The 13198-nt window shown below is 71.8% G+C and carries 11 protein-coding genes; 7 read left to right on the top strand and 4 right to left on the bottom strand.

Features of this window, described 5'->3' with window-relative positions; genetic code table 11:
- Positions 1 to 28 precede the first annotated feature (28 nt).
- Positions 29 to 1102, bottom strand: coding sequence for a YihY/virulence factor BrkB family protein (locus tag ACIQID_RS04550; protein ID WP_400282364.1), 1074 nt, complete (start codon positions 1100 to 1102; stop codon positions 29 to 31).
- Between the two features lie 146 nt (positions 1103 to 1248).
- Here ACIQID_RS04550 and lysA point away from each other — a divergent pair, with 146 nt between their 5' ends.
- The 5 genes from lysA to prfA all read left to right on the top strand — a co-directional run bounded on the left by lysA (position 1249) and on the right by prfA (position 8163).
- Entirely contained in the window at positions 1249 to 2667 is a 1419-nt protein-coding gene (gene lysA, locus ACIQID_RS04545) for a diaminopimelate decarboxylase (protein WP_400282361.1), read from the top strand.
- A gap of 21 nt (positions 2668 to 2688) precedes the next feature.
- A complete protein-coding gene (locus ACIQID_RS04540; protein ID WP_062635006.1) occupies positions 2689 to 3993 on the top strand; it encodes a homoserine dehydrogenase in 1305 nt (434 codons plus the stop codon).
- A 5-nt stretch (positions 3994 to 3998) separates the two neighbouring features.
- Positions 3999 to 4964, top strand: coding sequence for a homoserine kinase (gene thrB, locus ACIQID_RS04535; RefSeq protein ID WP_400285657.1), 966 nt, complete (start codon positions 3999 to 4001; stop codon positions 4962 to 4964).
- A gap of 143 nt (positions 4965 to 5107) precedes the next feature.
- Positions 5108 to 7075 carry a transcription termination factor Rho gene (rho, locus tag ACIQID_RS04530; protein ID WP_400282357.1) on the top strand — a complete coding sequence of 656 codons (1968 nt, stop codon included), beginning with the start codon at positions 5108 to 5110 and terminating at the stop codon, positions 7073 to 7075.
- 8 nt (positions 7076 to 7083) lie between these two features.
- On the top strand, positions 7084 to 8163 hold the full coding sequence (gene prfA / locus ACIQID_RS04525; protein ID WP_312672976.1) for a peptide chain release factor 1: 1080 nt from the start codon (positions 7084 to 7086) through the stop codon (positions 8161 to 8163).
- 18 nt (positions 8164 to 8181) lie between these two features.
- Here prfA and ACIQID_RS04520 read toward each other — a convergent pair whose 3' ends face one another.
- Positions 8182 to 8835, bottom strand: a complete 654-nt coding sequence (locus tag ACIQID_RS04520; RefSeq protein WP_400282354.1) for a response regulator — start codon at positions 8833 to 8835, stop codon at positions 8182 to 8184.
- The gene (locus tag ACIQID_RS04515; protein WP_400282351.1) at positions 8832 to 10478 is read right to left on the bottom strand and encodes an ATP-binding protein; all 1647 of its coding nucleotides are present in this window, start codon (positions 10476 to 10478) and stop codon (positions 8832 to 8834) included. The genes ACIQID_RS04520 and ACIQID_RS04515 overlap by 4 nt, the downstream gene beginning before the upstream one ends.
- A gap of 149 nt (positions 10479 to 10627) precedes the next feature.
- Between ACIQID_RS04515 and ACIQID_RS04510 the strand changes: the two genes are divergently transcribed.
- Entirely contained in the window at positions 10628 to 12175 is a 1548-nt protein-coding gene (locus ACIQID_RS04510) for a CitMHS family transporter (protein WP_400282348.1), read from the top strand.
- A gap of 31 nt (positions 12176 to 12206) precedes the next feature.
- Positions 12207 to 12641, top strand: coding sequence for a phage holin family protein (locus ACIQID_RS04505; RefSeq protein WP_136052102.1), 435 nt, complete (start codon positions 12207 to 12209; stop codon positions 12639 to 12641).
- Here the strand turns inward: ACIQID_RS04505 and epsC are convergent.
- Positions 12629 to 13198, bottom strand: a complete 570-nt coding sequence (gene epsC, locus ACIQID_RS04500) for a serine O-acetyltransferase EpsC (protein WP_312672972.1) — start codon at positions 13196 to 13198, stop codon at positions 12629 to 12631. The two genes, ACIQID_RS04505 and epsC, sit on opposite strands and share 13 nt — an antisense overlap.

The following is a 13198-nucleotide window of genomic DNA, read 5'->3' as shown; positions in this document are numbered from 1 at the left end:
ATATCGACTGCGGTCACAACGGGGAAGGTCACTCCTTCTCGGCCGTGCCGTTCTCCTCGGCTGCCGCGCGCTGGGCGTCGCGCAGCTCGGCCGTGGCGATCTTGACGTCGACCTCGGCGCGCTGCAGCCGTCGCTGGACGAACGTCCGCGCGCCGAACCGTTCGTGCAGGCGGTCGCCGCGCTCCTCTTCGGCCGTGACGATGTAGGCGCACGCGACGAGGATGACCTGCGTGGAGAGCTGAAGCCAGATCAGGAGGGCGAGGAGGGAGGCGAACGAGGCGAGCAGGGGGTTGCTCGTCGCCCCGCCCACGAACAGTCCGGAGAGCTGCTGCAGCACGATGAGCCCGAAGGCGCCGAGGAAGGCTCCGCTCCACAGCGAGCGGGCAGCGGGCCGGACGCCGGAGAGCAGCAGGAAGGCGCCGACGATCAGGGCCGCGTCGAGGATGAAGACCACGAGCAGCGACAGGATCCGGACCGTCCAGGCGAGCAGCGGCGCATCCGACGGCACCCCGAGCAGGTCGCCGATCCAGGTCACCCCGAGCTGTCCGATGAAGGTGATCCCGGCGGCGAGCACGAACGCGATGCCGATGCCGGCCGCGAGGAGCAGGTTGCGGACGATCACCCAGACCCACAGGATGTCCGCCTGGATCGTGCCGGCGATGGTCCGGATCGCCGTGCGGAGCGAGCCGATGGCGCCGAGCGCGGCACCGACCAGCGCGACGAGGGAGATGATGCCGGCGATCGAGAACGAGGCCGGAGTCCGGAGATCGTTGGTGTTGATGACGCCGCCCTCGCCGATGAGTCCGGGAACCGCGGACTGCACGGCGTCGATGATCGCGCGCCACGCCTCCGGGTTGCCGGAGAGCCAGAGGGCCGCGAGGGAGAAGCCGAGGAGCACGCCGGCGAAGACGCTGAAGAGTGCCCGGTAGGTCACGCTGTCGGCGAGCATCGGACCGCGGCGTTCGGAGTACAGCAGCACCGCCCTCACCGGTCGCCGAGCCAGGGCCCAGGCGATCACCGGGCCCGTGATGCGGGCGACGAGCCCCGGGCGGGCCGGGGCTGCGGAGCGGTTCTCGGAGTCTCGGTTGTCGGTGTCTGCCACGTGCCCACCCTACGAGCCGGGCGGTACCGCTCCCCAGGGGGTTGACGCGGCGTGTCACCATGACCAGGGCGGGAGGGAGGGTGCCCTAGAATCGGGGCAACTCGATGTGCGCCTCCGCCCGAGATCCGTCCCACGATTGGTGTTCCGTGCTCGACTCTGCCGCCACGCTCGCTCCGGACTGGCTCGTCGTCCCCGAAGATCCCAACGATCTCGCGCCGGGTGTCTGGCCATCGTCGGCGACGCGCGACGAGGACGGCGGCCTCGTGCTCGCCGGAGTGCCGGCGCCCGAGCTCGCCCGTACCTACGGCACGCCCCTCCTCGTCCTCGACGAGGACGAGGTGCGGCGCCGCGCCCGGGCCTTCCGTGACGCCTTCGACCGCGCCGCGTCGGCGCACGGCACCACTGCACAGGTCTACTACGCCGGCAAGGCCTTCCTGTGCACGACGGTCGCCCGCTGGGTCGTCGACGAGGGGCTCCGCATCGACGTGTGCACCGGCGGTGAGCTCGAAGTCGCCCTCGCCGCGGGGGTCGCACCGGCCTCGCTGGGCTTCCACGGCAACAACAAGTCGGTCGCCGAGCTCGAGCGTGCGGTGACCATCGGCGTCGGCACCATCGTCGTCGACAGTGCGATCGAGATCGAGCGCCTGGCCGCCATCACCGCGCGCACCGACACCGTGCAGCGCGTCATGGTCCGGGTCATCAGCGGTGTCCACGCCGAGACCCACGACTTCCTCGCCACGGCTCACGAAGACCAGAAGTTCGGCTTCCCGCTCGCCGAGGCCGAGGTCGCGGTGGCGCGGATCCGCGAGATCCCGGGGCTGGAGTTCGCGGGCCTGCACTGCCACATCGGCTCCCAGATCTTCGGCGTGGCCGGCTTCCGCGAGTCCGCCGCCCGCGTCCTCGAGCTCCACGCCGCCCTCCTCGCGCACGGTCCGGTGCCGCAGCTCAACCTCGGTGGCGGTTTCGGCATCGCGTACACGCGGATCGACGATCCGACCCCGATCGACGAGCTGGCCGGCGGGATCGTCGCGGCGGTGGCAGAGGGCTGCGCGGCGCGGGGCATCGCGGTGCCGGCGCTCTCGTTCGAGCCCGGGCGCGCGATCGTCGGAACGGCGGGCGTGACCCTCTACGAGGTCGGGACGACGAAGGACGTCACGGTCGCATCAGGAGCGACCAGGCGTTACGTCAGCGTCGACGGTGGCATGAGCGACAACGCCCGCACGGCCCTCTACGGCGCCAGCTACTCGGCCCGCCTCGCCTCGCGGACGGGGACCGACGAGCCTCAGCTGAGCCGGGTCGTCGGCAAGCACTGCGAGTCCGGGGACATCGTCGTCGACCACGAGTACCTTCCCGGAGACGTCACGCCGGGCGATCTCCTGGCCGTCCCCGCGACCGGTGCCTACTGCGCCTCGCTCTCGAGCAACTACAACCACGTCCCGCGGCCGCCCATCGTGGCGGTGCGGGAGGGGCGCTCGCGGGTGATCGTCCGCGGAGAGACCGTCCACGACCTGCTGGCCCGCGACGCGGGCATCGACGGGGCGCACGCCCCCGAGGGAGCACGATGACCCACCCCGAAGGAGCACCCATTGACTGACTACAGACGACTTCGCGTGGCACTGCTGGGCGCCGGAGCCGTCGGCTCCCAGGTGGCGGCCCTCCTCCTCCGCCACGGCGACGAGCTGGCCGACCGCGCGGGTGCCGCGCTGGACCTGGCGGGCATCGCGGTCCGCGACCTCGACGCGCCCCGCGACGTCGAGCTCCCGAAGGAGCTCTTCACGACCGACGCCGAGTCGCTGATCCTCGGCGCCGACATCGTGATCGAGCTCATCGGCGGCATCGAGCCCGCCCGCACGAACATCCTCCAGGCGATCGGCTCCGGTGCCGACGTGGTCACGGCCAACAAGGCGCTGCTGGCGACCCATGGGCCGGAGCTGTTCGAGGCGGCGGATCGCGTCGGCGCCTCGGTGTACTACGAGGCGGCGGCCGCGGGCGCCATCCCGATCATCCGTCCGCTGCGCGACTCGCTCGCCGGTGACCGCGTCGTGCGGATCATGGGCATCGTCAACGGCACCACGAACTACATCCTCGACCGGATGGACACCGAGGGCGCCGACTTCGCCGACGTGCTCGCGGACGCGCAGCGCCTGGGGTATGCGGAGGCCGACCCCACCGCCGACGTCGAAGGCTACGACGCCGCGCAGAAGGCCGCGATCCTCGCCAGCCTCGCCTTCCACACCGCCGTGCCGCTGGAGGCGGTGCACCGCGAGGGGATCACGGCGATCACGGCGTCCATGATCGAGGAGGCCCGCGCGGCGGGCTTCGTGATCAAGCTGCTCGCCGTCTGCGAGCGGATCGAGGCCGACGGCGCCGAGTCCATCTCGGTGCGGGTCTACCCGGCCCTCGTGCCGGTCGCCCACCCGCTCGCCTCCGTGCACGGGGCGAACAACGCCGTCTTCGTCGAGGCCGAGGCGGCGGGCTCCCTCATGTTCTACGGCGCGGGCGCGGGCGGGATCCAGACGGCCTCCGCGGTGCTCGGCGACGTGGTCTCGGCCGCTCGTCGGCACATCGCCGGCGGCGTCGGGGTGGGCGAGTCCACCCGGGCGAACCTCCCCGTCGTGCCCATCGGCCATGTCACGACGCGGTACCAGATCACCCTCGAGGTCTCCGACGCCCCGGGCGTGCTGGCCACCGTCGCCGGGATCCTCAGCGACGGCGGCGTGTCCGTCGCGACCGTCGTGCAGACCGTCGAGGGGGAGGACGAGCCGACCGCGCGCCTCATCATCGGCACGCACCGCGCGACGGAGCAGGCCCTCAGCGACACGGTGGACGTGCTCGCCGGCAGCGACGTCGTCGCCCGCGTGGTGTCCGTCCTCCGGGTGGAAGGCGAGTGACCACGGTGACGGCCACGGCTCCCGCCCCCGAGGAGCACGGCGCGCGCGTGGGCCGCACGGTCGAGGTGACGGTGCCGGCGACGAGCGCCAACCTGGGGCCCGGCTTCGACACGCTCGGCCTGGCGCTCAGCATCTACGACCGCCTCGAGGTGACGGCGCTGCCCAAGGGACAGCTCGAGATCGAGGTCTCCGGTTCCGGCGCCGAGGACATCCCGCGGGACGCGTCCAACCTCATCGTCCGGACGATCGCCCATGTGTTCGCCGACGTCGGCCGCCCGATGCCCGGTCTGCGCATCGTGGCCGAGAACGCGGTCCCGCACGGCCGCGGTCTCGGGTCCTCCGGTGCGGCCGTCGCCGCCGGCGTGCTCGCGGCGAAGGGGCTGCTGGCCGGCGACGTCGACATCTCCGACACCGATCTGCTGCGCCTCGCGACCGAGCTGGAGGGCCACCCGGACAACGTGGCACCCGCGCTGTTCGGCGGACTCACGATCGCGTGGATGGGGGAGCGGGGCCCGCAGCACAAGAAGCTCCTGGTGCACCGCGGCGTCTCGCCGCTCGTCCTCGTCCCTGCCTACACGATGTCGACCTCGCAGGCCCGTTCCCTGCAGCCGCCCCACGTCTCCACGGCGGACGCGGTGTTCAACGTGTCCCGGTCGGCGCTGCTCATCGCGGCGCTGATGCAGAGCCCGGAGCTGCTGCTCGACGCGACCGCCGACCGGTTGCACCAGGACTACCGCGCCGGCGCCATGCCGGAGACGCAGCGTCTCGTGCAGGCGCTGCGTGCCGCGGGATTCGCGGCCGTCGTCTCCGGCGCCGGACCCAGCGTGCTCGTGCTCGCCGACGGGCCCGGCAGCCGTCTGGACGCCGTCGACGTGGCCAATCGGGTGACCGACACCCCGTGGGAGGCGCTCCTGCTCGCCGTCGACGTCCGTGGTGGTACAGTGGGGGATCGAGCGGAGGGCTCCACGTAGCATTCGTGAATCTGGCCCCATTGCATCTCTTGCAAGACCCGCACGCGAACCCCTGAGGCCCAAGTGCCGAGGCTGGCTGACGCCGAGCGTCAGCCCGTGCGATCGTGCGCAGCACCCGTTGTGCGCGTTCACGCTCATTTCCCATGACCTATAAGGGAGTACTCGTGGAGAACCTCTCCGAGACCCAGAACGATCAGGCGGCTCCGACCGCCGACGCCCCCGTCGCCGAGCAGGCGACCGAGTCGGCTCCGGCCAAGAAGCGCGCGCCGCGCCGGGCGAACACCGCCACGGCCGCGGCCAAGGCGGCCAAGGCCGCGGAGGAGTCCGGCTCCACCGAGGCGCCCGCGGCCGCCGGCGATTCCGCCGACACGGCGGAGGCGGCTCCGAAGGCCAAGGCTCCGCGTCGCACCCGGGCGAAGAAGGCAGATGCCGAGGCGCCCGCCGAAGCCGCACCGGCCGAATCGACCCCCGCTGCCGAGACCGCCGAGGCCCCCGCCGAGGCCCCCAAGTCCGGGCGCGGCCGTCGCACGAAGAAGGCGGACGCCGAGGCTTCGGAGGCGAAGACCGAGAAGACCGAGGCCGCACCGGCCGACGCCCAGGCGGAGCCCGCCGAGGCGGGAGCCGCCCAGGGCGGTCGCCCCAGGAACGACGCCGCGAAGAACGAGTCGAAGAACGACGGCGCCGCCGCGAAGACCGAGTCCGAGGCGGACGCTCCCGCGAAGGACGCGTCCGGCGACGGAGACAACGGCGAGGAGCAGGGCGGTCGCGGCCGCAGCCGCAACCGCAACCGCAACCGCGGTCGTGGTCAGGGCGGCGGTCAGGAGCAGGCGCAGAACGCGCCGGCCGACGACGACCAGTCCGGCAACGGGCGCAACCGCCAGCGCAACAAGCGCCGCAACGGTGCGCCGACCGACGAGTTCGAGACCGAGATCACCGAGGACGACGTCCTCATCCCGATCGCGGGCATCCTCGACGTGCTCGACAACTACGCCTTCGTGCGCACCACCGGCTACCTCGCCGGCCCCAGCGACGTCTACGTCTCGCTCGGTCAGGTCAAGAAGTACAACCTCCGCAAGGGCGACGCGGTCGTCGGCTCCATCAAGCAGCCGCGCGAGGGCGAGCAGCAGGGCCGCCAGAAGTACAACGCGCTCGTCAAGGTCGACTCGATCAACGGCCTCTCGGTCGACGATGCGGCCACCCGCGTGGAGTTCGGCAAGCTCACCCCGCTCTACCCGCAGGAGCGCCTGCGCCTGGAGACGGCTCCGGAGAAGCTGACGCAGCGCATCATCGACCTCGTCGCGCCGATCGGCAAGGGCCAGCGCGGCCTCATCGTCGCGCCGCCCAAGGCCGGGAAGACCATCGTCCTGCAGCAGATCGCCAACGCGATCGCGCAGAACAACCCCGAGGTGCACCTCATGGTCGTGCTCGTCGACGAGCGCCCCGAAGAGGTCACCGACATGGAGCGCACCGTGAAGGGCGAGGTCATCGCCTCCACCTTCGATCGCCCCGCGGAAGACCACACCACCGTCGCCGAGCTCGCGATCGAGCGTGCCAAGCGTCTCGTGGAGCTGGGCCGCGACGTGGTCGTGCTCCTCGACTCGATCACCCGCCTCGGACGCGCGTACAACCTGGCCGCTCCGGCGTCCGGCCGGGTCCTCACCGGCGGCGTCGACGCGTCCGCGCTCTACCCGCCGAAGCGCTTCTTCGGGGCCGCCCGCAACATCGAGAACGGCGGATCCCTCACGATCCTCGCCACCGCGCTCGTCGAGACCGGCTCCAAGATGGACGAGGTCATCTTCGAGGAGTTCAAGGGCACCGGCAACAGCGAGCTGCGGCTGTCGCGTCAGCTCGCCGACAAGCGCATCTTCCCGGCGGTGGACGTGAACGCGTCCAGCACGCGCCGCGAGGAGATGCTGCTCTCGGCCGACGAGGTCAAGATCACCTGGAAGCTGCGTCGCGCTCTCGCCGGCCTCGACCCGCAGCAGGCCCTGGAGGTCGTGCTCGGCAAGCTCAAGGAGACCCACTCCAACGTGGAGTTCCTCGTGCAGATGCAGAAGTCGATCCCGACGCTGCCCTCGGGCGCCCACGGGCACGACAACAACATCCGCTGAGGTCCGACGTGTTCGAGTCCGTCCAGACTCTGATCGACGAGCATCGCCGGGTCCAGGAGGAGCTCTCCGACCCGGCGGTGCACGCCGACGCGGCGCGCGCCAAGCGCGTCAACCGTCGGTACGCCGAGCTGTCGCGCATCGTCGCGGCGCACGAGGCGTGGACGGCGGCCGTCGACGATCTGGAGGCGGCGCGGGAACTGGCCCGCGAGGACGAGGCGTTCGCCGCGGAGATCCCCGCCCTCGAAGAGGGCGTGCAGGCGGCGCAGGAGCGCCTGCGGCGCCTGCTCATCCCGCGGGATCCGGATGACGCCCGCGACGTGATCATGGAGATCAAGGCGGGGGAGGGCGGCGCGGAGTCGGCCCTGTTCGCCGCCGATCTGCTGCGCATGTACGTGCAGTACGCGGCGTCGAAGGGGTGGAAGACCGAGCTGCTCGAGCGCAACGAGTCCGATCTCGGCGGCTACAAGGACGTGCAGGTCGCCATCAAGGGCTCCTCGTCCGACCCGGCGCAGGGCGTCTGGGCGCATCTGAAGTACGAGGGCGGCGTGCATCGCGTGCAGCGGGTGCCCGCGACGGAGTCGCAGGGGCGCATCCACACCTCGACGACCGGCGTGCTCGTGTTCCCCGAGGTGGACGAGCCCGAGGAGATCCAGATCGATCAGAACGATCTGAAGATCGACGTGTTCCGCTCGTCGGGCCCCGGAGGGCAGTCGGTGAACACCACCGACTCCGCTGTCCGCATCACGCACGTGCCCACCGGGATCGTCGTGTCGATGCAGAACGAGAAGTCGCAGCTGCAGAACCGCGAGGCCGCGATGCGCGTGCTGCGCGCCCGACTGCTCGCCAAGCAGCAGGAGGAGCTCGATGCGGCCGCCTCCGACGCACGCAAGTCGCAGATCCGGGGCATGGACCGGTCGGAGCGCATCCGCACCTACAACTTCCCGGAGAACCGGATCGCGGACCACCGCACCGGGTTCAAGGCGTACAACCTCGATCAGGTCATGGACGGTGCGCTCGACCCCATCATCGAGAGCGCCATCGCCGCCGACGAAGAGGCGCGTCTCGCCGCCGTCGGCTCCGAGGGCTGAGCGGCCGCCGCGACGCCGTCAGGTGCGCGCGGCGTACCGGTGCTCGGGACGCCCGGTCGACCCGTACCGCAGCCGCACCTCGACGACGGTCCGCGCGGCGAGAGCGGCGAGGTGTCGTTGCGCCGTGGCGCGGGAGATGCCGACCCGCTCGGCGACCTCCGCGGCGGAGGCCTCGTCGTCCCCGAGCGCTTCGAGCACGCGCTGCTCGGTGGCCGAGCGCGAAAGGGACACCGGCTCGGCGCCGCCGTGCAGGATCGCCAGCGCACGGTCCACGTCGTCCTGCGTGAGCGGACGATCGCCCGCGAGCAGATTGCGGTAGCGGGTGTATCGGTCGAGGAGCCCCGTGAGGGCACGACGCTCGAAGGGCTTGACGAGATAGCCGACGGCGCCGGCCCGCAGCGCGCGTCGCACCGTGGGCGCGTCGTCCGCGGCGGAGATGAGGATGGCGTCGACGCCGGTCTCGCGGACGAGGCCGATGCCGTCGCCGTCGGGGAGATAGACGTCGGCGAGCAGGAGGTCGGGGCGGGTCGACCGCACGAGGTCGCGCGCCTCGGCGCAGGATCGCGCGGTCCCGGTCACGGTGTACCCGGGGTGGCCGTCGACGATCCTCCGGTGCAGATCGGCCACCCGGAAGTCGTCGTCGAGGATGAGCGCGCGGAGCGGTGCGGTCATGGGTTCTCCTTCGGGACACGCGGAGCCGGGTCGACGGCATCCCCGAGGCGGGCGGCGAACACCGCGCCGTGCGCGGTGCCGCCCTGGTCGATGATCCAGAGGTCGCCGCCGCTCCGGCGAGCGATCTCCGTCGCGAGCGGCAGACCGATGCCGTGCCCGTGCACGCGGTCCTCGCTCCGGTCGTCGTCGGCCCGTGACCGCGGATCGGACCCGCGGAGGCCGTCGCCGGAGTCGGTCACGGTGACGACGAGCGCCTCGCCGTCGCTCAGCACGGAGACCTCCACCCACCGGGGCTCCCTCGTGCCGGCGACGGCGGCGACGATCGCGTTGTCGACGAGGTTGCCGAGCACGCTCGCCACGTCCTCGGCCCGACGGACGGTGCCGATCACCTGGGTGTCCTCCGCGATCCGCAGGGAGACGCCCCGTTCGGCGGCCTCCACCCCTTTGGCGCCGAGGAAGGCGTGCAGGAACGGATCGCCCACGCGGTCGAGCCCGGCGACGGGGAAGGCCACCGGACCGCGGGACACGAGCTCGTCGAGGAACGCCCGCGCGTCCTCGACGCGGCCGGCGTCGATGAGGCCCGCGGCCACGTGCAGACGGTTCGCGAACTCGTGACGTTGGACCCGCAGCGCGGAGGTCATCGTCCGGACGGCCTCTAGCCGCTCGGTGAGGGCGATGAGATCGGTGCGGTCGCGCACGATCAGCACGTCGCCGAGCGCGCGCCCGTCGCGCTGCACCGGCCGCGACTCGAGGTACAGCATCCGGTCGCCGAGGACCGTCTCCGCGCGCTCCCGGGCTCCGGTCGCGGTGTCGCGCACGACGGGCGGCAGCGCGAGCGCCCCCACGGCGCGGCCGACCGGATCGTCGAGCCCGAGGAGCCGATCCGCCGCGGCATTGCTCACCCGTACGACGCCGTCCTGATCGACCGCGAGCACGCCGTCTCCGACGCCGTCCAGCACCGCCGTCTGATTCTGCACGAGGGCGATGAGCTCTTCGGGTTGCACGCCGAGGGTCAACCGCTCCCAGCGGCGGCGGAGGAGGAGGAAGGCCAGCAGCGCGAGCGCGAGCGCGCCGGCGGCCGTCAGCCCGATCGCGGCGAGTAGCGGCGGCAGATCGTCGAAGACGCCCGCGCGCTCGAACCCCACGCTGATCTCGCCGACAGGAGTGCCGGTGTCGTCCCGCAGCGGCACCTTCGCACGGGCGGAGTCGCCGAGCGTGCCGGTCTGCCAGTCGACCACCTCGTGGCCCGCCAGCACCGCGGCGAACGGAGTGCTCACCACCTCGCCGATCCGCGACGGCAGGGGATGGGCAAGACGGATGCCGTGGTCGTCGGTGATGACGACGAACAGGGCTCCGGTGCGCGCGGTGACGGCGGCGGCGATCTGCTGCAGCTCCCCGTCTCGCAGCTCCTCCGCATCCGGCTCGTCGTCCGACGCGGAGATGCGGGCGACGGCCGTCCGCACCTGCGGGTCCTCCGCCAGGGTCCTGGCGATGCCGAGCGCGGTCGACTCCGCCTCGGCGCGCAGCTGCTGGACGGCAAGGGCGAGGTACACGCCCGTGCACAGCGTCACGACGAGGGCGACGGCGGCGAGGTGCAGCAGCAGGGCGCGGGTCGCGAACCGGACGCGTCTCCGCGGGGACATCGCCACCTCCTCACCTCGCGCAATATGCGCAGAAGTCACGGTACGCGCACAAGGCCCGGGAATGCGGCATACCGCGCTCCGCCTCCCCGGATTCCCTAGCCTCGTCAGGATCCGTCAGCGATGACGGAGCGACGACGAAGGAGTCACGCATGTTCCACGCATCGACCGCGCTGATCGCCGCCGCCGAGGAGGAGGCGCCCACCTACGACGTGGCCTTCGTGCCGCCGGAGGGCGTGCTCGTCATCCTCGGCTTCACGATGGTCCTCGTGTTCATGACGCTGATCATGACCAAGCGGCTCACCCCCATGGTGGCCCTCATCCTGGTGCCGACCGCCTTCGGGCTCTTCGCGGGAGCGGGGCTCGGGCTCGGCGACATGATCCTCGACTCGATCGGCACCATGGCGCCCACGGCGGCGCTGCTGATGTTCGCGATCATGTTCTTCGGCATCATGATCGACGTCGGACTCTTCGACCCCCTCATCCGGCTGATCACGCGGTTGCTCGGCGACGACCCGGCGAAGGTGGTGCTCGGGACGGCGATCCTCGCGGGCGCGGTGTCCCTCGACGGCGACGGCTCGACGACGTTCATCATCACGACCTCCGCGATGCTGCCCATCTACCTGCGCCTCGGCATGAGCCCCGTCGTCCTCACCTGCGTCGCCGGTCTCATGAACGGCACGCTCAACATCGTCCCGTGGGGCGGTCCGACCGTGCGCGCCGCGACCGCGCTCGGTGTGCAGCCGACGGAGATCTTCGTGCCGATGCTCCCCGCTCTGGGCGCAGGCATCGTCGTGACGCTCGGGTTCGCCTGGTTCCTCGGCCTGGGGGAGCGGCGGCGCCTGGGACGGATCGACGCGGAGGGCCGGCTCACCGGAGCCGACGGCGGCGTCCTCTCCTCGGTGCCCCGGATCTTCCGCGGCGCCGAGCTCAAGCCGGGCGCGCGCGCCTCGCTGCGCACCGGCAACCTCGTCGTCGTCGCCGGCGGACACGCCCCGGTCGCCGCTGGGAGCGTCGACCCCGCGGACACGGCGATGGCCGACACCATGCTGGACCCCGCCCGGCCGACCCTGCGCCCGCGGCTGATCTGGTTCAACCTCCTGCTCACCGTCGCCGTCATGGTGCTCCTGGTGATCGACATCCTGCCGCTGCCCTACGTGTTCATGGTCGGCGCGGGCATCGCGCTCGTCGTCAACTTCCGCGGCATCAAGGAGCAGGCGGCCGAGATCGTCGCGCACGCCCCGAGCATCGTCGGCGTCGTGTCGATGGTCATCGCGGCCGGCGTCCTCGTGGGTGTCCTCTCCGGCACCGGCATGGTCGACGCCATGGCGACGTGGATCACGAACGTGCTGCCGCCCGCGCTCGGCCCGTTCCTCGCTCCGATCACGGGCGTGCTGTCCATCCCGTTCACGTTCTTCATGTCGAACGACGCCTTCTACTTCGGGATCCTCCCCGTGCTCGCCCAAAGCGCCGCGAACTTCGGCATCGACCCCGTCGAGATGGCCAGGGCCTCGATCACCGGACAGCCGGTGCATCTGCAGAGCCCGCTCGTGCCCGCGATCCTGCTGCTGGTCTCCCTCGCCGGGGTGAACCTCGGAGACCACCACCGCAAGGTGCTGTGGCGCGCGGTCATCGTGTCGCTCGTGATGCTGGCGATCGGCATCCTGGTCGGCGCCGTCCCGTTCTTCGTCGCGCAGTGACCCCGGGAACCGGCCGCGCTAGGCTCGCCCCGTGATCACACTCCTGTACCGCGGGCTGATGTACCTCGTGTCGGCCGGGCTCGGTCTGCTGGCGGCGGACCTGCTCCTCGACGGCTTCCAGATCCAGTGGGACCAGTGGTGGGGATTCGTCGTGTGCATCGTGGTGTTCGCCGTGCTGCAGAGCGTCCTCTCGCCGTGGGTGAGCAGGCTCGCGGACCGCTATGCGCCCGTGCTCATGGGCGGCATCGGGATCTTCTCCACTCTCATCGCCCTCATGGTCGTCGTGCTGCTGCCCATCGGGGGTCTGCGCATCGTCGACCTGACCGGGTGGCTGCTGGGTGCCGTCATCGTCTGGCTGGTGACGGCGCTCGGCAGCGTGCTGCTGCCGCTCGTCTTCCTGCGTCGTCGGATGGAGGGCCGCAGCGGACACCGCTCCGGCCGCCGGGCGGCGCGTCAGATGGAGTAGTCCGGGGCGGTCAGCAGGGCCCTGGTGTCCTCACCGGCGGTCCGCTGGCGCGGCTTCGCCGGCACGCCCACGAGCACGCTGTCGGCGGGCGCGTCCTTCGTGACCACGGCGTTGGCGCCCACCACCGAGCGGGCGCCGACCGTGACGGGGCCGAGGATCTTCGCCCCCGCGCCTACGGCGACGCCGTCGCGCAGGGTGGGGTGCCGCTTGCCGACGTCCCTGGTCCGCCCGCCGAGGGTCACACCGTGGTACATGAGCACGTCATCGCCGATCTCCGCGGTCTCGCCGATGACCACGCCCATGCCATGGTCGATGAAGAAGCGTCGGCCGATCCGGGCTCCGGGGTGGATCTCGACGCCGGTGAGCCAGCGGGAGACCTGCGATCCGGCGCGGGCGAGGAGCCGGAGGCGTCGCCGCCACAGCGCGTGCGAGACGCGGTGCGCCCAGATGGCGTGCAGGCCGGGATAGAGCAGCGCGACCTCGACCGCGGTGCGCGCGGCCGGGTCGCGAAGGCGCGCGGCGGCGATGTCCTCGCGCATTCGCCCGATCATGCCCAT

Origin of the sequence: Microbacterium sp. NPDC091676 (assembly GCF_044756645.1) — a bacterium.
GTDB classification, from domain to species: domain Bacteria; phylum Actinomycetota; class Actinomycetes; order Actinomycetales; family Microbacteriaceae; genus Microbacterium; species Microbacterium paraoxydans_D.
The sequence above is the reverse complement of the archived record's forward strand: the minus strand, read 5'-3'. Positions and strand labels throughout refer to the sequence as shown.